Annotated in this window: 21 protein-coding genes and 1 pseudogene; 14 read left to right on the forward strand and 8 right to left on the reverse strand. The window is 60.5% G+C overall.

Annotation, left to right across the window (positions count from 1 at the left end; genetic code table 11):
* The first annotated feature begins 112 nt into the window (after positions 1–112).
* The 7 genes from ACIPLA_RS08275 (at position 113) to ACIPLA_RS08305 (ending at position 9,331) form a co-directional block, all read left to right on the forward strand.
* Entirely contained in the window at positions 113–1,678 is a 1,566-nt protein-coding gene (locus ACIPLA_RS08275) for a glycosyltransferase (protein ID WP_401172897.1), read from the forward strand.
* Positions 1,672–2,976, forward strand: a complete 1,305-nt coding sequence (locus tag ACIPLA_RS08280) for a glycosyltransferase (protein ID WP_401172898.1) — start codon at positions 1,672–1,674, stop codon at positions 2,974–2,976. The genes ACIPLA_RS08275 and ACIPLA_RS08280 overlap by 7 nt, the downstream gene beginning before the upstream one ends.
* A complete protein-coding gene (locus ACIPLA_RS08285) occupies positions 2,973–3,866 on the forward strand; it encodes a bifunctional 2-polyprenyl-6-hydroxyphenol methylase/3-demethylubiquinol 3-O-methyltransferase UbiG (RefSeq protein WP_218395681.1) in 894 nt (297 codons plus the stop codon). Before ACIPLA_RS08280 ends, ACIPLA_RS08285 begins: the two co-directional genes overlap by 4 nt.
* Positions 3,863–5,017: an acyltransferase gene (locus ACIPLA_RS08290; RefSeq protein WP_218395679.1), complete on the forward strand. Its 1,155-nt coding sequence runs from the start codon at positions 3,863–3,865 to the stop codon at positions 5,015–5,017. The genes ACIPLA_RS08285 and ACIPLA_RS08290 overlap by 4 nt, the downstream gene beginning before the upstream one ends.
* Positions 5,011–5,850: a class I SAM-dependent methyltransferase gene (locus ACIPLA_RS08295; RefSeq protein WP_401172899.1), complete on the forward strand. Its 840-nt coding sequence runs from the start codon at positions 5,011–5,013 to the stop codon at positions 5,848–5,850. The genes ACIPLA_RS08290 and ACIPLA_RS08295 overlap by 7 nt, the downstream gene beginning before the upstream one ends.
* A 162-nt stretch (positions 5,851–6,012) precedes the next feature.
* Complete coding sequence (locus ACIPLA_RS08300; protein ID WP_401172955.1) at positions 6,013–7,209, forward strand: DUF3142 domain-containing protein; 1,197 nt, start codon at positions 6,013–6,015, stop codon at positions 7,207–7,209.
* Positions 7,196–9,331 (forward strand): hypothetical protein, encoded by a 2,136-nt coding sequence (locus ACIPLA_RS08305; protein ID WP_401172900.1) that lies wholly within the window; start codon positions 7,196–7,198, stop codon positions 9,329–9,331. Before ACIPLA_RS08300 ends, ACIPLA_RS08305 begins: the two co-directional genes overlap by 14 nt.
* On the opposite strand, the gene ACIPLA_RS08310 is transcribed toward ACIPLA_RS08305, so the two are convergent.
* The gene (locus ACIPLA_RS08310) at positions 9,332–9,961 is read right to left on the reverse strand and encodes a LysE family translocator (protein ID WP_192345162.1); all 630 of its coding nucleotides are present in this window, start codon (positions 9,959–9,961) and stop codon (positions 9,332–9,334) included.
* A gap of 145 nt (positions 9,962–10,106) precedes the next feature.
* Between ACIPLA_RS08310 and ACIPLA_RS08315 the strand changes: the two genes are divergently transcribed.
* Positions 10,107–10,580 carry an Lrp/AsnC family transcriptional regulator gene (locus tag ACIPLA_RS08315; RefSeq protein ID WP_007896573.1) on the forward strand — a complete coding sequence of 158 codons (474 nt, stop codon included), beginning with the start codon at positions 10,107–10,109 and terminating at the stop codon, positions 10,578–10,580.
* 122 nt (positions 10,581–10,702) lie between these two features.
* On the opposite strand, the gene lpdA is transcribed toward ACIPLA_RS08315, so the two are convergent.
* Entirely contained in the window at positions 10,703–12,103 is a 1,401-nt protein-coding gene (gene lpdA / locus ACIPLA_RS08320) for a dihydrolipoyl dehydrogenase (protein ID WP_401172901.1), read from the reverse strand.
* A gap of 207 nt (positions 12,104–12,310) precedes the next feature.
* Here lpdA and hflK (ACIPLA_RS08325) point away from each other — a divergent pair, with 207 nt between their 5' ends.
* The 5 genes from hflK (ACIPLA_RS08325) (at position 12,311) to cfaB (ending at position 19,670) form a co-directional block, all read left to right on the forward strand.
* Entirely contained in the window at positions 12,311–14,275 is a 1,965-nt protein-coding gene (hflK, locus tag ACIPLA_RS08325) for a protease modulator HflK (protein ID WP_401172956.1), read from the forward strand.
* Positions 14,272–15,321, forward strand: a complete 1,050-nt coding sequence (hflC, locus tag ACIPLA_RS08330) for a protease modulator HflC (RefSeq protein ID WP_218395669.1) — start codon at positions 14,272–14,274, stop codon at positions 15,319–15,321. The genes hflK (ACIPLA_RS08325) and hflC overlap by 4 nt, the downstream gene beginning before the upstream one ends.
* Positions 15,318–16,376, forward strand: coding sequence for a protease modulator HflK (gene hflK / locus ACIPLA_RS08335; protein ID WP_218395667.1), 1,059 nt, complete (start codon positions 15,318–15,320; stop codon positions 16,374–16,376). The genes hflC and hflK (ACIPLA_RS08335) overlap by 4 nt, the downstream gene beginning before the upstream one ends.
* Complete coding sequence (locus ACIPLA_RS08340; protein ID WP_218395665.1) at positions 16,373–18,283, forward strand: cation-translocating P-type ATPase; 1,911 nt, start codon at positions 16,373–16,375, stop codon at positions 18,281–18,283. Before hflK (ACIPLA_RS08335) ends, ACIPLA_RS08340 begins: the two co-directional genes overlap by 4 nt.
* Before the next feature lie 199 nt (positions 18,284–18,482).
* The gene (cfaB, locus tag ACIPLA_RS08345) at positions 18,483–19,670 is read left to right on the forward strand and encodes a C17 cyclopropane fatty acid synthase CfaB (protein WP_401172902.1); all 1,188 of its coding nucleotides are present in this window, start codon (positions 18,483–18,485) and stop codon (positions 19,668–19,670) included.
* On the opposite strand, the gene cls is transcribed toward cfaB, so the two are convergent.
* Positions 19,667–21,106 (reverse strand): cardiolipin synthase, encoded by a 1,440-nt coding sequence (gene cls / locus ACIPLA_RS08350; RefSeq protein ID WP_401172903.1) that lies wholly within the window; start codon positions 21,104–21,106, stop codon positions 19,667–19,669. The two genes, cfaB and cls, sit on opposite strands and share 4 nt — an antisense overlap.
* A 23-nt stretch (positions 21,107–21,129) precedes the next feature.
* A pseudogene (locus ACIPLA_RS08355) lies at positions 21,130–21,210 on the reverse strand (CRISPR-associated DxTHG motif protein); the annotation flags it as partial.
* A 27-nt stretch (positions 21,211–21,237) separates the two neighbouring features.
* Here ACIPLA_RS08355 and ACIPLA_RS08360 point away from each other — a divergent pair.
* A complete protein-coding gene (locus tag ACIPLA_RS08360) occupies positions 21,238–21,759 on the forward strand; it encodes a DUF3617 domain-containing protein (protein ID WP_008007839.1) in 522 nt (173 codons plus the stop codon).
* A 99-nt stretch (positions 21,760–21,858) separates the two neighbouring features.
* Here ACIPLA_RS08360 and ACIPLA_RS08365 read toward each other — a convergent pair whose 3' ends face one another.
* From ACIPLA_RS08365 to ACIPLA_RS08380, 4 genes are read right to left on the reverse strand one after another with little or no spacing between them, the layout of a single operon-like run.
* Positions 21,859–22,761, reverse strand: coding sequence for a His/Gly/Thr/Pro-type tRNA ligase C-terminal domain-containing protein (locus ACIPLA_RS08365; protein WP_401172904.1), 903 nt, complete (start codon positions 22,759–22,761; stop codon positions 21,859–21,861).
* Between the two features lie 33 nt (positions 22,762–22,794).
* Positions 22,795–24,132, reverse strand: a complete 1,338-nt coding sequence (locus ACIPLA_RS08370) for a dihydroorotase (RefSeq protein ID WP_401172905.1) — start codon at positions 24,130–24,132, stop codon at positions 22,795–22,797.
* 2 nt (positions 24,133–24,134) lie between these two features.
* Positions 24,135–24,695 carry a carbonate dehydratase gene (locus tag ACIPLA_RS08375; RefSeq protein ID WP_401172906.1) on the reverse strand — a complete coding sequence of 187 codons (561 nt, stop codon included), beginning with the start codon at positions 24,693–24,695 and terminating at the stop codon, positions 24,135–24,137.
* Positions 24,692–25,567, reverse strand: a complete 876-nt coding sequence (locus tag ACIPLA_RS08380) for a metal ABC transporter substrate-binding protein (protein WP_401172907.1) — start codon at positions 25,565–25,567, stop codon at positions 24,692–24,694. The genes ACIPLA_RS08375 and ACIPLA_RS08380 overlap by 4 nt, the downstream gene beginning before the upstream one ends.
* Positions 25,568–25,573 lie beyond the last annotated feature (6 nt).

The following is a 25,573-nucleotide window of genomic DNA, read 5'->3' on the forward strand; positions in this document are numbered from 1 at the left end:
AAGAACGTAGACGGACACGAAGACTATAGACGAGGACGACACACCGACTCGATCCGTGGCTTTGCCGTCATAGAGTGAGGTTGCCGGGATGGCGGCTTCATCGTGGGATGCCATGAATTTTATTCTTTACTCGGACGTCAACGACAGTTCCATCAGCCAGAGCCTCGGTCGTCCCGAATACAGTTACTACTTCGTGCTCAAGGCTTATCGCCCGGTGCTCGAAAGCCTTGGGCGGGTGCATGTGGTGTCCTCCACCGCCGAGGTCGATCCTCTCTACAGGCAACTGCGTGCCGCCGGCGAAGACAGCCTGTTCCTGTCTTTCACCCCGCCGCAGAAAACCCCGAACGACCTTGAGTGCCCGACAATGTGCGTGGTGGCCTGGGAGTTCGATTCGATTCCCGATGAGCAGTGGGACAACGATCCACGGCAGGACTGGACCCGCATGCTGGCGCGCCAGGGCCGGGTGATTACGCTCTCCAGTCATACGGCCCGGGCGATCCGTCGGGCCATGGGCGAAGACTTTCCGGTGTTGGTCTTGCCGACCCCGTTGTGGGAAAACTTCGCGGCCATCCGTAGCCGCCATACCAGTGTGCCGGTCAATGCCGGTTCGACCCTCGACATCAAGGGCTGCATCCTTGATACCCGTAAGCTGGGGCTGTCCGCCGACTCGCTGATTCCACCGCCGCTGACCCCTGAGCAACAGGCGGAACTCGAGGCCTTGCGCCCGCCGCCGCTAACCCTGAAGCGCCGCTTCGTCATCGCCAGGCACTACTTGCGTCTGTGGGCGCTGGACCTGGGCAAGGCGCAACCGGTGCCGGTCCATCGCACTCATTTTCTGAGCCAGTGGTACTGGGAGGGGATTCGCGATCTGTTGTCTGACCCGGCTCACTCCAGGCTCGCAAAATACTTCCCGAGCATTGCCGGTCCACAGTCGGTGCCGGTCCATATACCAGCACCCGTGGACCTTCCGGACACTACGGAACAGGTTCAGACCCATGTCGACGGCGTGGTCTACGTCACCGTGTTCAATCCCAAGGACGGGCGCAAGAATTGGCATCAACTGATCAGCGCATTCTGCTGGGCGTTCCGTGACACCGCGGATGCCACACTGGTGCTGAAGATTACCCAGAACGATCTGTCGTCCTATTACACCGAGTTGATGACCTTGCTGGCGCAACTGTCCCCGTTCGCCTGCCGGGTGGTGGTGATGCACGGTTACCTGGACGATCCGCAATATGCCCGGCTCTATGAGGCGGCGAGTTATTACGTCAACGCCTCCCGCTGCGAAGGCTTGTGTCTGCCGCTGATGGAGTTCATGGCCAGCGGCAAACCGGTGATCGCGCCGGATCACACAGCCATGGAGGATTACATCGATGAGCGCGTGGCGTTTGTGGTCAAGTCCAGCGAAGAGCTGACCATCTGGCCTCAGGACACCCGCATCATCTATCGGACCCTGCGTTATCGACCGGACTGGGGGTCGTTGAAAACGGCCTACGAAAACAGCTACCGGATCGCCAAGGAACAGCCGCTGGAGTATCAGCGCATGTCTCACGCCGCGGTCGAGCGCATGCACGATTACTGCGCCTTCGCTCCAGTGCAACAACGCTTGGCGGACTTTTTCGGGCTGGCGCCACACGGTGTGTCGGCAGCGACCGTCACGGATAACGCCTCATGCTGATCATCATTTATTCAGAAACCAACCAGCGGACCATTGCCCAGAACCTGGGCCGTTCGGAGTACAGCTACTACTTCGTGCTCAAAGAGTATCGACCGGTGCTGGAGCGACTGGGGCGGGTAGTGGAAGTCAGCGACCCGCAGACTGAAGTCGACGCTTTGTACCTCGACTGTCTGTCCCGTGGCGAAGACTGTGTGTTCCTGTCGTTCTCGCCGCCGCATCGTACGCCGGTTCATTTTGCCTGTCCGACCCTGGCAGTGTTTGCGTGGGAATTCAGCACCATTCCCAATGAGCCGTTCGCCGGTGAACCGCGTAATGACTGGCGCACGGTATTGCGCGCGAGCGGTGCGGCAATCACCCATTCCAGCTACACCGTCAATGCCGTGCGCGAAGCCATGGGCGCCGACTATCCGATCGTCGCGGTACCGGCACCGGTGTGGGATCGCTTTGCTGCACGCGGTGCGCAATTGCAGCGTCAGCCAAAGGCCTGCCAGGTGCGATTGAAGATCAAAGGCTTGCTGGCGGACAGTCGCCAACTTGATCTGCGGGCCTTTGGTCCTGCGCATTTGCGTGCCGGCAAGGGCATCGACTTTCAGGCGCCCGCTCGTGAACAGGAGCTGGTGCTCGATGGTGTGATCTACACCTCGGTGTTCAATCCCGGCGACGGGCGCAAGAATTGGGAAGACATGCTGAGTGCCTTTTGCGTGACCTTCCGCGAGGTAGAAGACGCCACGCTGGTGCTCAAACTGACGCACCACGATGCCGAAGAAGCGCTGACCGATATCCTTCATCACCTGTACAAAAACCAGTCCTACCGCTGCCGTATCGTGTTGATTTACGGCTACCTTGCGGATGCGGACTACGAGCGTCTGGTGCAGGCCACGAGTTACGTGGTGAATACGTCCTACGGCGAAGGCCAGTGCCTGCCGCTGATGGAGTTCATGTCATGCGGCAAGCCGGCAGTGGCGCCGCGCACCACGGCGATGATCGATTATCTGGACGCCGACAATGCTTTCCTCATCGACTCCACGGATGAGCTGACGGCCTGGCCCCACGACCCGCGAAAGGCGTTTCGCACCCTGCGCTACATCACCAACTGGGCCTCGTTATGCACGGCCTATCGGGCCAGCTATGACGTGGCCAAAGACGACCCGCAACGCTATGCAAGGATGTCCGCCCACGCGGTCACCAGCCTGCAAAACTTCTGCGGCCAGGCAACCACTGAACAGCGTCTGAAAGAATTCCTTGCCCGGCTATTCGAAACCCGCGCTGCGGCTGCCGTGGAAACCCCCGAGGCATGATCCGCGCATTGATGAGGCGGCTGCGCCCGGTGGCGCAACCCAAAGCTGTGCCTGCACCGGTTGCGCAAGACAGCGTATCGCCGCGCGATGTCGGCTTGCACGACGCCATCCTCGATGGCTGGTTTTTGAACGACAGCGGCGAATTGCTCAAGGGCTTTGCGATCACGGCGGACGACACTCTGCTGGATGTCGGTTGCGGTGAGGGCGTTGCGACGCTGTTTGCGGTACGTCAGGGCGCGTCGGTGATTTTTACTGACAGTGAACATGACAAGGTCCGAGACCTGGCCCGGCAAGTGGACGCGCAGACGGACAAGCCAAGCCTGGGGCTGGTCAGCAATAGCCTGCCCTTGCCGCTGGCCGATGGCTGCGCAAGCAAGGTCGTGTGCATGGAAGTGATCGAACACATCGATCAGCCCGAGCCGTTCATGGCCGAGTTGGTGCGCATGGGCCGTCCGGGTGCGCAGTATCTGCTGAGCGTGCCGGCACCGGTGGGCGAGCATTTGCAACAGGGCATCGCCCCGGCCAGCTATTTCCAGTCGCCCAATCACGTACAGATTTTTACCCCGGAACGCTTCGCCGCGCTGGTGGAGGACGCCGGCCTGGTGATCGAGCATCGTCAGGCGACCGGATTTTTCTGGGTGATGGGCATGATTTTCTTCTGGGCCAGCGAGCGCGCAGCCGGTCGCGACCTGGGCGGCGCGGTACGTGACCGGATTCAGGCGCCGTATCCGCCACTGATGGAGAGCTGGGCGAAAACCTGGCAAGACCTGCTGGCGCAACCCAATGGACTGGCGATCAAGCAGATGCTCGATCAGTTCATGCCCAAGAGTCAGGTGATCATTGCACGTAAACCGATGGCGACCGATTCAAAGGCCGGGACTGCGCGATGAGCAGTCGACGGATTCTCGACATCGAGTTGTTGCGCGGGATCGCTGTGCTTGGCGTGCTGGTGCATCACCTGCAAACCATGCCATTTCCGGGTGGGCTGCCGGGTTTCGAGTCGGGCACGGCCCACGGGCAATTCTGGTGGGGTGTGGACCTGTTTTTTGTCATCTCCGGGTTTGTCATCGCCCGAGGCTTGATTCCGCTGCTGCGTGGTTGCCAGACACCGCAGGCCTTCTGGCTGGAAACCCGCGATTTCTGGATTCGCCGGGCCTTTCGTCTGTTGCCATCCGCCTGGTTGTGGCTGTTGCTGATGTTAGCGGGCGCACTGTTTTTCAATCATTCGGGCGCCTTTGGCACGGTGCAGGCCAATCTGCAGGCGACGCTGGCGGGCTTTCTGCAATTGGCCAATTTGCGCTTTGCCGAAAGCTTCATGCGCTTCGAATACGGTGCCAGTTTCGTTTACTGGAGCCTGTCCCTTGAAGAGCAGTTCTACCTGTTGCTGCCCTTACTGATCCTCGTCTGCCGCAAGCGGTTGGTGTGGGTGTTGCTGGCTTTGGTTGCCGTGCAACTGTTCACTTGGCGTTCAGCGCTGTTGATGAGTATCAGGACCGATGCCCTGGCATTGGGCGTGTTGCTGGCAATGTGGAGCTCGAGGCCGAGCTATCTGACCTGGGAGCCACGATTGTTGCGCCGTCGTTGGTCAGGCCTGTTGATTTTGATCGGGCTGGGGGCTGCACTGAGCGTGCTGGCGAGCACACCTTTCAATCTGGCGAGCTATCGGGTCGCCGCGATTGCCTTGTTGTGCGCGCTGCTGGTCTGGATCGCTTCCTACAATCGCGATTACCTGCTGCCCAAGGGCAAGCTCAAGCAAATACTGGTCTGGTTGGGCGCCCGTTCCTATGGCATTTACCTGATTCACATTCCGGCGTTCTTTGCCGTGCGCGAAGGCTGGTTTCGTTTCGCGCCCGTCGGTTGGCAGGACGTGGCGATGCAGCCGGCACTGGCGCTGTTTTGCGCCATGACCCTGATCGTGCTGCTGAGTGAACTCAACTACCGATTCATCGAGCTGCCCTTGCGCAACCGGGGTGCCCATCTGGTGCAACGCTTGCGTATGTCCCCATCAGTCCTTCCATCCTCTGGAGCCACCTCATGCTGAGCCTTTTGAAGAAACTCACGGCGGGCACGTCCGCTGCCGCGCAGCCGCTGATGCCAGCAACCTCGGTGTCCGAGAAAGTCGACCCGTACATGCTCGGCCTGCACGACGCGATGCTCAGCGGCTGGTTCAACCAGCAAACCGGTGAGCTATTCACCGGTTTCCCGGTCAGCCCCGAGGACACGTTGCTGGATGTGGGCTGCGGTGACGGGGGCAACGTGCATTTCTGCGGCATGCGCGGGGCGAAGATCATCATTGCCGACATCGACGCCGCCAAGGTCGAAGCGACTCGTCAGCGCTTGAGCGACACGCCGGCTCGGGGCATCGAGTGCCACGTCACGGACTGTAATCCGCTGCCGATTGCCGACGCGACCGCGACCCGGGTGGTGTCCACCGAAGTTATCGAGCACGTCGACGATCCGGCGCAGTTCCTCGCCGAACTGGTGCGGGTCGGCAAGCCCGGGGCGCTGTATTTGCTCAGTGTTCCGCACCCCAGTTCCGAAGACCTGCAAAAAGACATCGCCGCGCCGGAGTATTTCCAGAAGCCCAACCACATTCGCATCATCAGCGAAGAGCAGTTCAAGGCGATGGTCAGCGACGCCGGCCTGGAAGTCATCAGCCACAGCCAGTACGGGTTTTATTGGTCGATGTGGATGCTGTTGTTCTGGGAGGCCAAGGTCGATTTCAGCAACGCCGACCATCCGTTGCTCAACCATTGGGCCGACACCTGGCAAGCCGTGCTGTCCTCGCCACGGGGTGCGCAGATTAAACAGGCGCTGGATGCGGTGGTGGCGAAAAGTCAGGTGATCATTGCCCGCAAGCCAATGGCTGAGTAGGCTGCCGGGAATTCGTATTCGATCAATTGTGGCGAGGGAGCTTGCTCCCGTTGGGCTGCGAAGCAGCCCCTTCATTTCATCAGACACACCCTATGGGCTGCATTTGCGACTGCTGCGCAGCCGAGCGGGAGCAAGCTCCCTCGCCACAGAGGATGAGGGCTCATTGTGTTTTTCATTCGTCTGTCGGCCTTGCTTGCCGCATTGCTGTTGCTCAATGGTTGCGAGCAACAGGACGCGCCGCCGCTCGATCAGCAACTCTACGTCTGGCAACGCCAATGGACGCCGGCCCATGACGCCGCGCTGCGCGACAGCCGTGCCGATTTCTCGACCTTGCGTGTGCTGGCCTTGCAGGCGTTTGCGCAGGCCGGCTGGAGCCGGGCGCGAATCGATCCGGTGCTGCTCAAGCGTGACGGTCGACCGCTGATAGCGGTTATTCGTCTGGACGGCCAGCTCAAGGGTCTGGATCAGGACGAGGTCACGGCGCACATCCAGCAGATGCTCAGCGATTGGCAAGGGCAGGGGGTGATCCTCTCCGGCGTGGAAATCGACCACGATGCGGGCAACGCCCGGCTACCGGCCTACCGCGAATTCCTCACGCATTTGCGCGCCGTTCTGCCCGCTTCCTTGCCACTGAGCATCACGGCATTGCCGGCCTGGCTCGACAGCCCTGAATTGCCGGCGCTGCTGGCGACCGTCGACAGCAGCGTCTTGCAGGTGCACGCGGTGAGCGATCCACTGCGTGGGCTGTTCGACCCGGATCAGGCACGGCAGTGGGCCAAAGCCTGGAGCCGTATCACCTCGAAACCGTTTTATCTGGCGCTACCGGCTTATGGCGTGGCGCTGTTGCCGGGGGATGGTGGTGCGCCGGTTGTGGAAAGCGAGGTGCCCATCGAGCGGGGCGGCAAACGCAGGGAGTTACTGGCGGATCCGCTGCAACTGAGCAAACTCGGCGCCGAGTTGCGCGCCGATCCACCGGCTCATCTGGCCGGGCTGATCTGGTTTCGCCTGCCGCTGGCCAATGATCGCAGGGCCTGGAGCCTGACGACGCTCATCGCCGTGGCGCGCGGCGATACGCTCGACAACCGCGTGGGGCTGAAGCTCTCGGCGCAGGACGGCCTCTACGACATCAGCGTCAGCAACCAAGGCAACCTCGACAGCACCTGGCCCGAACGCCTGACACTGGCGGTGCAGGGTTGCGATGGCGCCGATGCATTGGCCGGTTATGCATTGCAACAGCGCCCGGATCTGCTTACCTTCACCCGCCTGCGCGAGGGTCGAATCCCCGCCGGCGGGCAGCGCGCCATCGGTTGGGCCCGCTGCGCAACTATTGATCAAGGAGGTTCGAATGTTCACCCGTAACTGGCCCCGCCATCTGCTTTGCCTGAGCCTCAGCCTGCCGTTGGGTTCGGCGTTGGCCTGCGGGCCGGACTTCCCCATGCGCCTGCTGGACAACCGTGGCCAGTCGCTGGCGGAACTGCCGGAAGGCAACTTCAATTTTGAGATCAGTCGCCTCGGGCATGCCATCGCGGGACTGAAAAATGTCACTGCAGCCACCAACATTCCGGGGGACGGTTACGGCGATGCGCCGGATTACGCGGGTCAGCGGAATACCGCCGAACAGGCCGGTCTGACGCCTAAGCAGCAAGCGCTGGTGCAACAGCTGCGCAGCCTGACCGATGCCCGTCAGGTTGAAGAGCAAGGCGCCAGCCTGCCGGCCGAACACATGTTCTATCTGGCGGGCGCGGTGGCGTTCAACGCCGGTGACCATGGTTTGGCCGCTGAATATTTTCAGAAAGTGCTGGCGCTGCCGGCGGATCAACGCGCATTGCGCAGTACCTGGGCGGCTTACTCGTTGGGGCGGACACTGTTTGCCATGGGTTCAGAGGCGGGCGCAGGTCCCGACCTGTTGGCTCAATCCCGAAAGGCTTTCGAGCAAACTCGTCGGCTGAGTATCGACGGCTTCAGCGACCCGCTGGAACTGGGTGTTGCCAGCCTCGGTGAAGAAGCGCGAGTGGCCCGCACCGCTGGCGATTGGGACAGCGCCATCGAGCTCTACGCCACGCAGAACCTCCACGGTTCGGCGGTGGGCTACAGCTCGTTGAAGTTGTTGATGGCCGATCTGATGGTAATGCCCGACGATCAACTGGCCGTGTTGCTCAAGGGCAAAGCGGTGCAGCAACTGGTGACGGCGTCGTTGATCAGTCGACTGGGCTGGTCATTCGGTGATCAGCCGCCAAGCGAACAGAAACTGATCAAGCTGCTGCAAAACAGCACCCGCGGCAGCCTGGATAACGCGGATCGCCTGGCGGCGATGAACTATCAGCAGGGCGATTACGCCAGTGCCAAAGGCTTCCTCGAACAGGCCGGTGACGGCGGCCTCGCGTGGTGGCTGCGGGCGAAACTGGCGTTGCGTGATGGCGACAAAGGCGCTGCCGCTGCGGCCTACGCCAAGGCCGCCCAGGCCTTCCCGCAGAACGAGTCCTGGGGTGAACGACGGACCCCGGACTGGGATTACGAAACGGTGCAGCCCAAGTGCCGGGTCGACGGCGAAAGCGCAATCCTGGCCCTGCAACGCGGCGATTATCTGCAAGCCTTTGACCAGCTCTATCGCAGCCAAAGCATTTACTGGTACGACGCGGCCACCGTTGCCGAGCGGGTGCTGACCCTCGATGAACTCAAGCAGTACGTCGACACTCAAGTGCCCGCACCGCCACCGCTCAGCCAGCAGGATCGCGACAATTATGTGCCGTTGCCGGTAGCCGCGAACCTGCGCAATTTGCTCGGGCGGCGCTTGTTGCGTGAAGGGCGTTATGACGAAGCGCCGGCTTACTTCGACAACGTCGATCTGCAGAACAAGGCCAAGGCGTATGGGCAATTGCGTCAGGAGGCGGACGCTGCCTGGTGGCCGACCAAACGTGCCGCGGCGTTGTTCAATGCCGCGTGGACGACACGCCAATGGGGCATGGAGCTTCTCGGCTACGAAATGGCGCCGGATTACGCCACGTTCGGTGGTAATTACAGCCTTGAGAGCCGTGAGCTAAAGGTCGGCCCGTTAGTGGCTGAAGATGAGGTCGTGCGTCAGCAAGCCAGCGCCGCTCAACCCGATGAGCGCTATCACTATCGTTATGTCGCAACGGCTTTGGCCAGTCGTGCTGCCGATAATCTGCCTCATACCAGCCAGGCTTTTGCGGCGGTGTTGTGTGCGGCGGCGGGGTGGAACACCAGCCTTGAAGAAGAAAGTGCCTTCTACCAACGGTATGTGAAAGAAGGTCCGTACGTGGATTGGGCGGTGAACTTCGGTCACCATTGTCCTTATCCAGACTTCCAGAATGCGGACAAACGTTACGTAAGCCAGGCATTGAGTCCGGTCCGCTCGGCATTGCGACCTTATAAAAAATGGCTGCAAACGGGCGGTGTGGTGGTGTTTACAGCGGTAGCGCTGGTGCTGATCAATCGACGCCAGCGCAAGGCGCGACAGTAATCACGCTTGTTGCACAAAAGTCAGCCGCACCGCAAAACCGATCAGCAGGCTACCAAACAACCACTGTTGCACCCGCTGGGCCGAGGGACTGCGTTGCAGCCAGCGGCCCAGTGCGGCGCCGACCAACGCATAGGCACTGTCGAACAACAACCCGACACCGACCAACATCACGCCCAGCGTTGCAAATTGCGCGAGCACTGGCCCGGCGTGAGGTTCGATGAACTGTGGCAACAGCACCGAACAGAACAGCAGCGCCTTGGGGTTGAGCAGATTGGTCAGCAAACCGCGCTGGATCGCCTCGCGCCAATGCGATTTTTCAGTAGTGGAGCCTGCACTGTTCAAGCTCGGCAGCATCGTGGTGCGCAGGCACTGAATGCCGATCCACAGCAGGTACGCGGCCCCGACCAGGCGCACCACGTCGAAGGTCCAGGGTGCCGTCTTGAACAGCGCCGCCAAACCCAACGCAGCCAAGGCCACATGACAACCACGTGCCACACCGAGCCCCAACGCCGTGGCCAGCGCCGCGCCTTTGCCCTGACGCGCGCCGGTCTGCAACAGCAGAATCATGTCCGGGCCGGGCAACAGGTACACCACCGCCAATGCCATGAAAAACAGCCAGAGTCCTGCCATGTTGCACCCCATTCGTTGTCGATTTGGTGAGGTCAGTCTATGGCTGAAGAGCAGGGCAGGTGGTTGCGTAGTCAGCTTCTAAAGCTTCGATATTTGGCATAACCTGCTATTTTTTGATGAGCGAACTATCGGGATCTGCCAAACCATGAAACTGGACGCCTACGACCGCAAGATTCTCGCGGCGCTGCAACGGGACGGTCGCCTGAGCAACGTGCAATTGGCCGACGAGATTGGCCTGTCTGCCTCGCCTTGTTTGCGTCGGGTACGGATGCTGGAAGAGGCGGGAGTGATTCGCGGCTATCAGGCCAATCTGGATCGAGATGAAGTGGGCCTTGGGCTGACGGTGTTTGTCGGGGTCAAAGTTGAACGACACAACGATGAACAGGCCGAAGCCTTTCGCCTGGCCGTGACGGCATTGCCTGAGGTGATTTCGGCGTTCCTGGTGTCAGGGGAATCGGATTTTCTGCTGCAGGTGGTGGTGCCGGATTTGCGCGCCTATGACCGTTTTCTCACCGGGCGATTGCTGAAACTGCCGGGTGTGAGCGACATTCGCAGCAACTTTGCGATTCACACGGTGAAGACCCCGGGGGCGTTGCCGCTGGGGCATTTGCCGCTTTAGACCGAGTCGCCCCATTCGCGAGCAAGCCCGCTCCCACATTTGATCTGTGGTGTTCACAGAACCAGTGTGGGAGCGGGCTTGCTCGCGAAAGCGCCAGTTCAGTCACCGCAAAATCATCGGCCCTACATCTGCGTCGCCATCCCCTCCACATCCATTGCCGCCTGACGCAATGCCTCGGAGCGGGTCGGGTGTGGATGACAGGTCAGGGCGATGTCTTCGGCCGAGGCGCTGAACTCCATGGCCACGCAATACTCGCCAATCATTTCACTGACGCTGGGGCCCACAAGGTGCACGCCGAGGACTTCGTCGGTGCGCTCATCGGCCAATACTTTGGCGAAGCCTTCAGTCTCGTGGTTGATCTTCGCCCGGCTGTTGGCGGTGAAGGGAAATTTGCCGACCTTATAGGCGCGACCTTCGGCTTTCAGCTGTTCTTCGGTCTTGCCAACGCTGGCCAGCTCCGGTTTGGTGTAGATCACGCTGGGGATCAGGTCGTAATTGACCTCGCCGGCCTTACCGACGATTTGCTCGATGCAGGCCATGGCTTCGTCTTCGGCCTTGTGGGCGAGCATCGGCCCAGACGTGACATCACCGATAACCCAGACGCCAGCGGCTTCGGTGCGGTGGCCCTTATTGGCGAGCATGCCGCGTTTGTCCGTGGCGAGACCGACGTTTTCCAGCCCCAGGCCTTGGGTATAAGGGCGCCGACCAATGGCCACCAACACGTAATCGGCTTCAAGCAACTCGGCGGTGCCACCCGCGGCCGGTTCGACGCTGAGCTGAACACCGCTCGCTGATGTCGTGGCGCTGGTGACTTTCGAACTCAACTTGAAGCTGATGCCTTGCTTGCTCAATGAGCGCTGAAGGGTCTTGCCCGCTTCGCCATCCACACCGGGGCAGATTCGATCGAGAAATTCGACCACCGTCACCTGAGCACCCAGGCGCCGCCATACCGAGCCCAGCTCCAGGCCGATCACCCCGGCACCGATCACCACCAAGTGCTTCGGCACTTCGCCCAGTGACAGCGCGCCCGTGGAGTCGAGGATGCGTTTGTTATCGATGTCCACGCCGGGCAGGGGAGTGGGTTCGGAACCGGTGGCGATAATGATGTCCTTGGCGCTCAGTTCGGTCTTGGTGCCCTGGCTGTCGGTCACCGTGACTTTGCCCGGCCCGTCGATGTGGCCCCAGCCCTTGATCCAGTCGACTTTGTTTTTGCGAAACAGAAACTCGATGCCTTTGGTCAGCCCAGTAACGCTTTCATCCTTTTGTTTCATCATCTGGGCCAGGTTGAGGACGGGTTTGACCTCAATCCCCAGGTTGGCGAATTCCGCCCCCATGGCCGCGTCGTAGAGTTCGGAGGCATGCAGCAGGGCTTTGGACGGCATGCAACCGACATTCAGGCAGGTCCCGCCCAGAGTGGCGCGGCCTTCCACGCAGGCTGCTTTCAGACCCAACTGGCCGGCGCGGATCGCTGCGTTATAACCGCCGGGGCCTGCGCCCAGAATCACGACGTCATAGGTGCTCATGGTGGTACTCCTGGTGAAAGGGGCAGGATCGATAAAAGTAGTCTTTGATAAAAATTACGAACGTAATATGTGCGTTTCGAGCCATTTCGGTCAAGGCTTCAGCTTGGCGACAGGTCCGGCGCTTTTAGATAGAGCGATTTACGACGAATATTTCACCACTTTCGTTATATCGTAACGAACTGTGATGTGAGCGATGGCTGGGGTGGTATGCAAGTCGATCTCGATGGCGATGGGGCACAAATAGCAGCGCTGCCGCGCTTTCAGCAGGCGGTCGTTCAAGGGCGTCGATTGCGGCAATTCGCAATGGGTTTGGGGGCATTGGCGGCGATCGGGCTGGTGCTGGCGTTTTTTGTCGGGCTATTTGCACCGCAGTCGCTCTGGCCGGCGTTGTTGGTCAATCAGAGCGCCGGTTTGCTGGTGCTGGTCGCCGGCCTGCAATCGGCCTGGTGGGTAACGCAGTGGCGCGCACGGGCGATGAATCCGGCATTGTCGGTGCCGGTGGTTGTCGCTGAGGAAGTCGTTGCCGCTGAAGGCTGGTACGAGCGGTTGCTGGACCGGATCAGCCAACGTTGGTTGCGCTTGCTGGGGCAGATCGGTGCGCCGACGCTATGGTTGGCTGGCTGGGCGTTATTGACGTTGTACAGCATCGAGCAAGTCTGGAATCTGACCTTGCCGCCCGCCGCGCTGGGATTGTCGGCCAGTGTCGGCGCCACGCTATCGTTGCTGCTGGCTTTCGGTTTGCTGGTGCTGGAGCGGCAACTGGTACAGGAAAACGTCGCCCACTGGCCCGAAGCAGGGCCGTTGGCGCAGCTGACACGGGTCGCGATTATTTGCCTGGTGCTCAGCGCACTGTGTTTGTTGTTCGGCAGCGAAACATCAGTCTGGCCGGCGCGTCTGGCGGTGCTGATCGGCTTGCTGCCGGGGCTGGTCGCCGTCGAGTTGCTGCTGCGGGCCGTGTTGTCGTTGTTCAGTCCCCGTCGTGAACAGCTGGAACCAACCTTGCTGGCGCGAAGCTTCGTCGCCGATATGCTGCGCTGGCCACCGCAACCTTTGCTTGCGTTGCAGCACGAATTGCACAACCGCTTCGGTATCGACCTGCGGCAAATATGGGCCTTTACCTACATGCGCCGGGCGTTTTTGCCGGTGCTGGCAGTGGTGGTCATCGTGGGTTGGTCGCTCACCGGTATTCACGAAATTCCCCTGCAAGGGCGCGGTATCTACGAGCGTTTCGGCAAACCGGTGGAGGTGTTCGGCCCTGGGTTGCACGCCGGTTTGCCATGGCCGCTGGGTCGTGTGCTGAGCGTCGAGAACGGTGTGGTCCACGAGTTGGCCACCAGTGTCGGTGAAGCGTCGGCACCGGTCGCGGCCGAACCTGCCGAAGGCCCGGCACCGGCGATTGCCAATCGCTTGTGGGACGCCAGCCATGTGAATGACAAATCCCAGGTCATCGCCAGTAGCCGCGCCGAAAAACAGAGCTTCCAGATCGTCAACATGGACGTGCGCTTCGTCTATCGCATCGGCCTGAGCGATCAGGCGGCGCTGGCAGCAACGTACAACAGCGCCGATGTGCCAACGTTGATTCGCAGCACCGCCAGCCGGATTCTGGTGCACGATTTCGCCTCGCGAACCCTCGATGGTTTGCTTGGCGAGGACAGGGTAGGGCTGGCCGAAGAGATCGGCCGTGCCGTGCAGGCTGACTTGCAAAAACTCGACAGCGGCGTGGAAATTCTCGCCACGGTGGTCGAGGCCATCCACCCGCCAGCGGGGGCGGCCAATGCTTATCACGGCGTGCAAGCGGCGCAGATTGCAGCTCAGGCATTGATTTCCCGTGAGCGCGGGGCTGCGGCCGAGGCGACCAGCCAGGCGCAATTGCAGGCCAGCATCGCTCACGATCAAGCCACGGCCAGTGCTCATGAAATCAACTCGACCGCTCAGGCCGCCGACCTGAAATTTGCCGCCGAGCGAAAGGCTTTTTCCAGCGCCGGCCAGGCCTTCGTGCTGGAGCAATACCTCAGTCAACTGACCCAAGGTTTGGCCAACGCCAAGCTGCTGGTTCTCGATCATCGTTTGGGCGGCAGCAGCAATGCGCCGACCATCGACCTACGTACCTTCACGCTGCCGGCTGATCCTGCGCCGCCGCGTAATACCGTTCAGCCAGGAGCCGTCCATTGAGCCAGCCGACGCCTACACACAATCGCGATCACGATGACCACGCTGGCCACGATCACGGCCATGGCGGACATCACCACGGCCATCACCATCATCACCACGGTGATCCACACGAAGCAGGCCCTTTCCCGTGGCGGCGAATGGGATGGGCGGCGTTGCTGGTGGTGTTTGCCATTGCGGCGGCGAGCCTGGTGCAAGTGCGTTCGGGAGAGGCCACGGTCATCACTCGCTTCGGCAATCCATCGCGGGTGTTGCTGGAACCCGGTCTTGGCTGGCGCTGGCCGGCACCGTTCGAGGCGGCGATCCCGGTGGATCTGCGGCTGCGTACCACCTCCAGCGGTTTGCAGGATGTGGGCACGCGCGATGGTCTGCGCATCATCGTGCAAGCCTACGTGGCCTGGCAGGTGCAGGGTGATCCGGACAACGTGCAACGCTTTATGCGCGCCGTACAGAACCAGCCGGACGAAGCCGCGCGGCAGATCCGCACCTTTGTCGGCTCGGCGCTGGAAACCACCGCCAGCAGTTTCGATCTGGCCAATTTGGTGAACACCGATGCCAATCAAGTGCGCATCGCCGATTTTGAAGCGCAGCTGCGTCAGCAGATCGATCAACAGTTGCTCACCACTTATGGCGTGCGAGTGCTGCAAGTCGGCATCGAGCGTTTGACCTTGCCGTCGGTGACGCTCACCGCGACTGTCGATCGCATGCGCGCCGAGCGTGAAACCATCGCCACTGAACGCACGGCCATCGGCAAGCGTGAAGCGGCGCAAATTCGCTCTGCGGCCGAGCGTGATGCGCGAATCGTGCAAGCTGATGCGACGGTGAAAGCTGCGGACATCGAAGCCCAATCCCGCGTCGAAGCGGCGCAGATATACGGCCGTGCCTATGCGGGTTCACCGCAGCTCTACAACTTGCTGCGCTCTCTCGATACCTTGGGCACTATCGTCACGCCAGGCACCAAACTGATTTTGCGTACCGATGCGGCGCCGTTCCGGGTGTTGGTTGACGGGCCGCCAACACTCGATAACAAGTCCGGGTCGCAGCCATGAATTTAGTTCCACGTGGAACACATGAGTTGAGCAGCCCCTGGATTCAGGCCGGGCGCTTGGCTTTTCTGGCGCTGTACGCCGTGACCGTGCTGGCTGCGTTGGCGTGGGCATTTTCCAATGTGCGGCAGATCGACCCGCAAAATCGTGCCGTGGTGCTGCACTTTGGCGCACTGGATCGCATTCAAAATGCCGGTTTGCTGTTGGCATGGCCGCGCCCGTTCGAGCGGGTAATCTTGTTGCCGGCAGCGGATCGGGTGATCGAACGTCGGGTGGAAAGTCTGCTGCGCTCGGATGCTGCATTGCAGGCGGATCGAGTCGCGAGTTTCGCCACGCCCATCAGCGATGCGCTCGCCGGTTCCGGTTATCTGCTGACCGGAGACGCAGGCGTGGTGCAACTGGATGTGCGGGTGTTCTATAAAGTAACCGAACCCTATGCCTTCGTTCTTCAGGGTGAACATGTGCTGCCGGCACTGGACCGGCTGGTGACGCGCAGTGCTGTGGCGCTCACCGCCGCACGAGACCTGGACACCATTCTGGTGGCTCGACCGGAACTGATCGGCGCCGACAATCAGGCCGCTGAGCGCCGCGAACGTCTACGTGGCGATCTGGTGCGGGGCATCAATCAACGCTTGGCCGAACTGACGGCGACCGGGCAGGGGATGGGCATTGAAGTGGCGCGGGTCGATGTGCAATCGAGTCTGCCCGGCCCGGCGGTGAACGCGTTCAACGCGGTGTTAACCGCCAGCCAGCAGGCCGACAAAGCCGTGGCCAACGCGCGCACTGAAGCCGAGAAGCTGACTCAGAGCGCCAACGAACAAGCCGACCGCACGCTGCAAGTGGCTCACGCCCAAGCCAGCGAACGCCTGGCCAAAGCCTCTGCCGACACCGCCACAGTGCTGAGTTTGGCCAAGGCGCAACAGCAGGGCACTGACCCGCAAATGCTGCTGCGTATTTACCGTGAGCGGATGCCGAAGATTCTCGGGCAGGCCGGCTCGGTGACCACGGTTGATCCGAAAGATGATTCCCGCCTGATCATTCAGGGAGCTGCGCAATGACTGCCCAAACCGCCGCCGCGCCGAGCATGTTGTCCTCGGCTGAACAACGTAGCGCCGCGCGCCAGTTGACCTTGGCCATGCTTGCTCTGGGCTTGCTTGCGCTAGGCCTGATCTGGCGCTGGTTGTCGCCGGAGCAGACCGGTGTCAGTCAATTGTTGTTGGGTTTTGCTTCCTTGCTGGTAGCCGTGCCGGTCATGCGCTCGGCGTGGTACAGCCTGCGTTATCCGAGCCTGCACGGGATCACCGATCAACTGATCGCCCTGGCCATGCTCGGTGCCTGGGCCACGGGCGATCTGCTCACTGCGGCGTTGCTGCCGATCATCATGATCTTCGGCCACGTGCTGGAAGAGCGCAGCGTGATCGGTTCCCAGGAAGCGATTCATGCCCTCGGCAAACTGACTCGCAGCCATGCGCGCAAGATTCAGGCTGACGGTTCCGTCGTTGAAGTCGACAACGGCACCCTCAAGGCCGGTGACCTCGTGGAGGTGCGTGCCGGTGATCGCGTGCCAGCGGATGGCCGGGTGTTGTCCGGCCAGGCAAGCCTCGATACCGCATCGATTACCGGTGAGTCGGTGCCAATGGAGGCGGATGTGGGCATGTCGGTATTCGGCGGGGCGATCAATCTTGATGGCCTGCTGCGCATTGAAGTGACCCGCACCGGTAACGAATCGACCCTGGGTAAAGTCATTGCGCTGATGCAAAGTGCCGAACGTTCCAAGCCGCCGATCACACGTTTGCTCGAACGCTACGCTGGCAGCTATATGGTGCTGGTGTTGCTGCTGGCCGCTGTGACCTGGTTTGTTACCAACGATGCGCAAGCGATGCTCGCAGTGTTGGTCGCGGCTTGCCCTTGCGCGCTGGTGTTGTCGGCACCGGCCACGGCCATTGCCGGGGTGGCGGTGGCGGCTCGGCACGGGATTCTGATTCGCAGCTCGGCGTTCCTCGAAGAGTTGGCTGACCTGACGTCCTTGGTGGTCGACAAGACCGGAACCCTGACATTCGGCACCTTGCGCCTGCAATCCATCGACAGTCCGCTGGAAGATCGCAGTCACGTACTGAAGCTCGCCGCTAGCCTCGGTTCTGCCAGCAGTCACCCGGTCAGCCGCGCCTTGGCCGGGTTGGTCACTCAGGAACACTTTCTGCTGCTCTCTGACATTCATGAGCGTCAGGGGTTGGGTGTCGTGGCGATGACCGAACAGGGGGAAGCGGCCCTCGGTCGTCCGGAGCTGTTCGCACAATTGGGCATCGCCACATCCGCTGTGCCCGAACACGACGGCCCGATTGCCGGGCTGGCACTCAACGGTGAATTTCTCGCCTGGCTGTTGCTCGCTGACAGTATTAAACCCGAGGCACGGTTTGCCCTGAGTGAGTTGCGTGAATTGGGTCTGGGTCGTCAGTTATTGCTCACCGGGGACCGGCAAAGCGTTGCGCACACGCTGGCCCGGGACGTGGGCATCAGCGATGTCGAAGCCCAGGCCTTGCCCGAGGACAAACTCAATCGTGTGCTGAAAGAAATCGGCAGCGGATTCCGGCCGATGGTGGTGGGAGACGGCATCAACGATTCCCTGGCGCTTAAGGCTGGTGTGGTCGGCGTGGCGATGGGCGCAGGCGGTGCGGACATCGCGCTGGCTTCGGCCGATATCGTACTGATCGGCAGCGACCTGCGCCGGCTCGGGACCTGTGTGCGCTTGAGTCGCCAATGCCGCCAGACCTTGCAGGTCAATGTGATTATCGGGTTGGGCTGGACCCTCGCCATCGTCGCGTTCGCCGCATTCGGCTGGCTTGGGGCGGCAGGGGCGATGATTGCCGCGCTGTTACACAACTTGAGCACGTTATTAGTGCTCGGGAATGCCGGGCGTTTGCTACGCTTTCAGGAACCCCTACTCAAGCTTAAGGATGAGGTGTGAGCGTCTACAACTTTTCAGAACTGTGTACCGGATTTGTAGTCATCTAGGGTAAGGCGGTCATTTTCAACGATCGCCCGTTGGATGGTTTCAGTGTTGCAGGCAACACCGGGAATAGAAAAAGGCTATTAATTCGATAGCCTGCTATTTTTCAAGGATGGTCTACCCTCAGATTTGACGTCTGAAACAAGGGGGACTTTTCATGCTCGCGCAACTTCCACCGGCCTTACAGAACCTGCAATTACCGCTTCGCTTGCGACTCTGGGACGGCCATGAGTTCAATCTGGGGCCGACGCCCAGCGTCACCATTGTGGTCAAGGACCCCCACATGGTTACCCAGTTCACCCATCCCAGCCTCGACGCGTTGGGGGCGGCGTTCGTCGAAGGCAAGCTGGAACTGGAAGGCTCTATCAGCGACGTGATTCGTGTCTGCGATGAGTGGAGTCAGGCGCTGATCAACGAAGACGAAGATGCACAACCGGTGCGCACGGTTCATGACAAAGAGACCGATGCCAAAGCCATCTCCTACCACTACGACCTCTCCAACGCGTTTTACCAACTGTGGCTCGACAGCGACATGGCGTATTCCTGCGCCTATTTCGAGACCGGCAGTGAAACTCTGGAGCAAGCCCAACAGGCCAAGTTTCGCCACCTGTGCCGCAAGCTGCGGTTGCAACCAGGCGAGTATTTGCTGGATGTCGGTTGCGGCTGGGGCGGGTTGGCGCGGTATGCGGCTCGTGAGTTCGGCGCGAAAGTGTTCGGGATTACACTGAGTAAGGAGCAATTGGAGCTGGCCCGTGAACGGGTGAAAGCCGAAGGCCTGGAGGATCAGATCGAATTGCAACTGCTCGACTACCGCGATTTGCCTCAGGACGGGCGCTTCGACAAGGTGGTCAGCGTCGGCATGTTCGAACACGTTGGCCATGCGAATCTTGCCGAGTACTGCAAAACCTTGTTCGGCGCGGTGAAAGAGGGTGGCCTGGTGATGAACCACGGGATCACCGCCAAGCACACCGATGGTCGTCCGGTTGGGCGCGGCGCTGGTGAATTCATTGAGAAGTACGTGTTCCCCAACGGCGAGCTGCCGCATCTGTCGATGATCTCGGCCGAGATCAGCGAAGCGGGGCTGGAGATTGTCGATGTCGAGAGCCTGCGCCTGCATTACGCGCGAACCCTGGACCACTGGAGCGAACGCCTGGAAGATAATCTGGAAGCCGCCGGCAAACTGGTGCCGGAGCAGGCTTTACGGATCTGGCGGTTGTACCTGGCGGGATGCGCCTATGCCTTTGCCAGAGGCTGGATCAACCTGCATCAAATTCTCGCGGTGAAAACCCATCCCGATGGCAGCCATGAACTGCCCTGGACCCGCGACGACATTTACAACCCTTAAAGAATCGGTGAAATAAGCCGGGCGATCCGCATGCCGATCTGTTGCAGACGGTGGGTCTCCCGGCTTTCTTCTTTGGCGATTTCGTGAGCCTGGGCGAAGTCATCGTTGAGCATCTGTTCCACTTCGGCAGCAAACGCACTGTCGACCGTCAGCAACATCACTTCGAAATTCAGCCGGAACGAACGGTTGTCCATGTTGGCGCTGCCAATGGCGCTGATTTCGCTGTCGATCAGCACCACTTTCTGATGCATGAACCCCGGCTGGTAACGGAACAGGCGTACGCCAGCACGTACTGCTTCGAAGGCGTAAAGGCTGGACGCGGCGTAGACGATCCGGTGATCCGCCCGCGACGGCAACAAAATCCGTACATCCACACCACGCAATACTGCCAGTCGTAACGCGGCGAACACCGCTTCGTCGGGGATGAAGTAAGGGGTGGTGATCCACACCCGTTCCATCGCCGCATGGATGGCTTCGACGAAGAATAGTGAACAGGTTTCGTAGGAATCCGCCGGGCCGGTGGCCAGCAATTGGCAGAGCACGCCGTCATCCGGATAAACCTCCGGCAGGATCAATGGTGGAAGCGAACGGGCTGCCCAGAACCAGTCTTCGGCAAAGGACTCCTGCATGCAGGCCACCACCGGCCCGCGCACTTGCACGTGGGTGTCGCGCCATGGTGCCAGGGGTGGTTTCTCGCCCATGTACTCGTCGCCGACGTTGAGCCCGCCGACAAAACCGACAATTCCGTCGACCACGACGATCTTGCGGTGGTTGCGGAAATTGACCTGAAAGCGGTTGAGCCAGCCGCTGCGGGTGGCGAAGGCTTTGACCTCGATACCGGCATCGCGCAACGGTTGTACATAACCATGGGGCAGGGAGTGGCTGCCGATGCGGTCGTAGAGCAAGTAAATCGCCACGCCTTCGGCAGCTTTCCTGGTCAGCAAGGTGTGCAGGCGTTGGCCGAGGCGATCGTCGTGGATGATGAAGAACTGGATCAACACCGCTTGCCGGGCGTTACTGATGGCGTCGAAAATCGCATCGAAGGTGGCTTGGCCATCAATCAATAGGTGTACTTCGTTGTTCGCCAGGCACGGCATGCGCCCCAGTTTCGGCATGGCCCTCAACGACGCGTAGGCGCTGGAGGCACGAGCAGCCAGCGCCTCTTCTACCCAGGGGCGCCAGTTCAGCTCGGAGATTGCCTTGCGCATTTCCTCGTTGGCTTGCCGCCGGGCCTTGATATAGCCATCGAAGGTGCTGCGGCCGAAGACCAGATAAGGGATAAGCGTGAGGTAGGGAATGAACAGCAGTGACAGAGCCCAGGCGATCGAGCCCTGAGCGGTCCGAACGGTCAATACGGCATGGATGGCGGCAATCGAGCCCAGCGCGTGCAGCAGAGCGATCAGATAACCGAAAACATGCGGTCCAAAGTAATCCATGGGGCAGCCTTGCTCCTGAAGATTCAATGCTTAACAGACCATGTTCCGGGCAGAATGTCGCTATTTAATTGGCCCATGAACCGAAGCCCGTGGCTGACGTCTAACGGCCACTAATGATCAGGAGTTACTCGATGAACGTTCGTCTGCTGGGTTTGGCCATTGCGTTTGGTTTGACACTGCCTGTGGCTGCTCAGGCGCAGATGTTGCAGCCGGGCTTGTGGGAAATGACTTCAAGCAACATGAAGGTCGATGACCAGAACCTGCCCGATCTGCAACTGATCCTTGGCCAGATACAGAGTCAGATGACCCCTGAACAGCGTGCGCAGCTGGAGAAGCAGGGCATCACCATGGGCGGCAAAGGGATTCGGGCGTGCCTGACGCCCGAGCAGGTGAAGACCGACAACATTCCACTGACGGACCCACAATCGGGCTGCAAGCAGCAAATCACCGAACGTACCGGCAACCAATGGAAATTCCGTTTCAGCTGCCCGAAAGCGCAAGGTGCGGGTGTCGCCACATTCCTCAGCGATCGTGAGTTCACCACCAAGGTCAACGGCACCTTCAACGCCACCGGCATTCAGCAGAAGGGTAGCCTCGATACTCGCGCTGTGTGGTTGGGCCAGGATTGCGGGACCGTTAAACCGCGGGCCTAAAAGCTTCGCGGGCAAGCCTCGTTCCTACGGGGTATCAATGTCGATCGTGCGAACGATACAGATGCTGTAGGAGCGAGGCTTGCCCGCGAAGGCGTCCGCTCAGGCACCTCCCGTCCTGAGCGGATTCAACAATTCACACACCGCCTCAATCCCTTTCTCCCCGAAATCCTCTCCACTGCCGCTGCGCATGCTGACAAACCCGCCTTCCTTTTCCTTCTCTCCCACTACCAGCAGATACGGCACTTTCTGGCTGTGCTGGCGAATCTTGTGGCTGATTTTCTCGTTACGCAGGTCCGAGTTGGCGCGCAATCCGCGGCGGCGCAGTGTCTCGGTCACCGAGTGTGCATAAGCGCTCTGACGTTCATCGATGTTCACGACCATCACCTGCGACGGCGCTCGCCAGGTGTCCAGTTCCTGTTGGCTGGACCAGCATGTACCGTAGATCCGTTGCTCAGAGGTGCCGCCAATATGATCCAGAGCAAAGGCCTGCAACACTTTGGTGGTGGGAACATGCGGACCTGCAGCAAAACTTTCAAAATCTCCCAAGCGATACAGCGATAACCGTTCGGTTGGTGTCGCCCGGGTAGCTATTTCCCGTCGGATCGAATGGTTGGTTGCCGCCAATGCATGCATGCGCGCTTCAATCAGGGGCAGCTCGGCCAAGGTTAAAGAGCGCCGGAAAGCAAACTCATAAAAGAAACCGTCACCCAGCGACGATCCGGCCCGCAATTGCGCGTGTGGATGGAGCTGTTTGACGGCCATGGCCAGCATCAGCGCGCAGGAACGGCGAAGGATCTCCAGGCCATCGGGTTCCTGGGGCGTGACGATACTCACCCGGGCATCGCCCTTTATCAGGAATCCACAATCCACCAACACGCCGTCGACCCGACCGGCCACCGCCGCGTTGGCCAACCCGAGACTGATACTCGCAGCGACTTCATACACAGTCAGCGGCTGATCGTACTCACGCAATGAACCATCGGGCAGGGTGATGTGGATCATGATCGTGTTCTCGAATGTTTTCGATAACGCGCGCTAGCGCATAAACCGTAGGGCTAAACCCTGGCAGCTGTCATTAAGACGTTGGTCGTGCCAGGCAATTTGCCCCGACACGACCGTAGTGGTGACGCTGTGGCGAAAACAATGGTGGGTGAAGGGCGTCCAGCCGCATTGAGAGAGGATCGGTTGCCGGGAAACGGCAAGGCCATCGGGCTCGGGTTTGATCAATACCAGGTCGGCCCAGTAGCCTTCGCGCAGGTAGCCGCGGTCGGGGATGGCAAACAAATCGGCGACCCGGTGACTGGTCTTGGTCACGAGGGTGGTGATCGGCAATATCTCATCGGACACCAGCTCCAGCAACGCGGGCAGGGCGTGTTGCACCAACGGCAAACCGGACGGCGCCTGACTGTAGGGCCGCTGTTTTTCGGCCCAGGTATGAGGCGCGTGATCACTGCCGATCACATCCAGTCGATTGCTCAACAATGCTTTGCGCAAGGCATCGCGGTCGGCCTGAGTCTTGATCGCAGGGTTGCACTTGATCAGGTTGCCAAGGCTCGGGTAGTCGCGATCATCGAACAGCAAGTGATGCAGACAGACTTCGGCGGTGATGCGCTTCTGTGCCTGCGGCTGGTCTTCGAACAGCGCCAGCTCACGGGCAGTGCTCAAGTGTAAAACGTGAAGTCGGGTGTTGTGTCGCCTGGCCAGATCAACGGCCATTGAGGAGGAGCGAAAGCACGCTTCGGCGTTGCGGATCAGCGGGTGAGCGGCGGGCGGAAGGTGCTCGCCGAACAGCTCTCGCAGGTTCGCGGCATTGGTTTCGATGCTGGGTGTGTGTTCGCAGTGAGCCAACAAAATGGTCGGCACCTCGGCGAAGAGCCGCTCGAGAATCCGTGGATCGTCCACCAGCATGTTGCCGGTGGAGGCGCCCATGAACACTTTGACTCCGGCCACCTCACAAGGACTGAGCGCGGCGACGGTATCGAGATTGTCGTTGCTCACGCCGAAATGAAAGCCGTAATTGGCCACTGAGCTGGTCGCCGCCCGACGCTTTTTGTCGGCCAGCGCAGCGAGGGTCAAGGTGGCCGGGGAGGTGTTGGGCATGTCCATGAAACTGGTGATGCCGCCGGCCACCGCCGCCCGAGACTCGGTATGGAAGCTGCCCTTGTCCGGCGCTCCGGGGTCGCGGAAATGCACCTGGTCATCGATCATGCCCGGCAGCAGCCATTGGCCGTTGGCGTCGATTTCCACGGCGGCCGTTTCACCTTCGATACTGCTGGCGATCTTGACGATGCGGCCGTGGCTTACCAGCAAATCACCGTCGAATTCACGACCTTCATTGACCAGCCGGGCGTTGCGAATCAACACGCTGCTCATGGTCAGAACTCGTTTTGCAGGGCTTTGTAGCCCCGCACCAGATCGACGTTGGTGCGCGCCACGTCCTCGGAAAACTCCGAGGCACTGACGCTCACCGGTGGGAACTGCGACAGGTCAGTGTTGGGGCCGATGCGCGTGGTGGAGGGCACGTAGAAGTCTTCAGGCAAGTCACGACCATCGACCACCGAGTTGTGCCGCACCACGCAACCGTCGCCCACCGCGCAGTTGAACAGCACGCTGTTGAACCCGATGAACACGCGATTACCGACGGTGCAGGGTCCATGCACGATGGAACGGTGGGCAATGGAGCTGAACTCGCCGATGGTCACCGCCGCCCCCGACTTGGAGTGGATCACCACGCCGTCCTGGATGTTCGAATTGGCGCCGATGGTGATTGGCTCCATCTCGCCCGAATCATCCACTTCATCGGCGCGAATCACCGCGTAGGGACCGACGAACACGTTCTCGCCGACCACCACTTTGCCGCAGATGATGGCGGTTTTATCCACGTACGCGGACTCCGCAATCAGCGGCAGATCGCCGGAAGGATTTTTGCGGATCATGGCTTGTTCAACGCCTCATACAAGGTGTTGAGGTTGTATTCGAACAACCCGGCGAACGTGCTCGCCGGGCCAGTCGTCGCGAGGGCATCGGAGTACAGCGTGCCGCCGATATGCGCGCCGCTTTCATCGGCGATTTGCTTGAGCAGGCGTGCGTCCTTGATGTTTTCCATGAACACCGCTTTGACCTTGGCCTGACGGATCTGGGTGATCAGCGCAGCGACTTCGGACGCCGACGGTTCACGTTCGGTGGACAGACCTTGTGGCGCCATGAAGTCGATGCCGTAAGCCTGACCGAGATAGCCGAAGGCGTCATGGGAGGTCACGATTTTGCGATTACCCGGCGGTAGCGAACCGAGCTTGGCTTTGGCCTCGGCGAGCAAGGCGTAGATCTTTTTCAGGTAGGCCTGGCTGTTGTGTTCGTAGTCGGTTCTGTTGGCAGGGTCGGCGGCGATCAGCGCTTTGGTGATGTTGCTGATGTACAGCTCGCTGTTTGCCAGGTTGTGCCAGGCGTGTGGATCGGGAATGGTTTCGCCGTCTTCATCCAGTGAGCGTGGAATGACACCGCGGCTGGCACTGATGACCGCAGCTTTGGTCTCGGTGCTGGTCACCAGACGGTCCAGCCATGGCTCGAAACCTAGCCCGTTCTTGATGATCAGTCTGGCCTTGAGCAATGCCTTGGCATCGTCCGGGGTCGGCTCGTAGGTATGGGCATCGGCGTCCGGTCCGACCATGTTGGTGATCTGGATATGGTCGCCGCCGACCTGATGGGTCATGTCGGCGAGGATGCTGAAGCTGGTGACTACCTGGAGTTTTTCCGCGGCAGACAGCGACATCGACAGCATCAGACTGAACAGCACGAGTAAAGCGCGCATCGGGCA

Origin of the sequence: Pseudomonas sp. NPDC086112 (assembly GCF_044746425.1) — a bacterium.
Taxonomy (GTDB): domain Bacteria; phylum Pseudomonadota; class Gammaproteobacteria; order Pseudomonadales; family Pseudomonadaceae; genus Aquipseudomonas.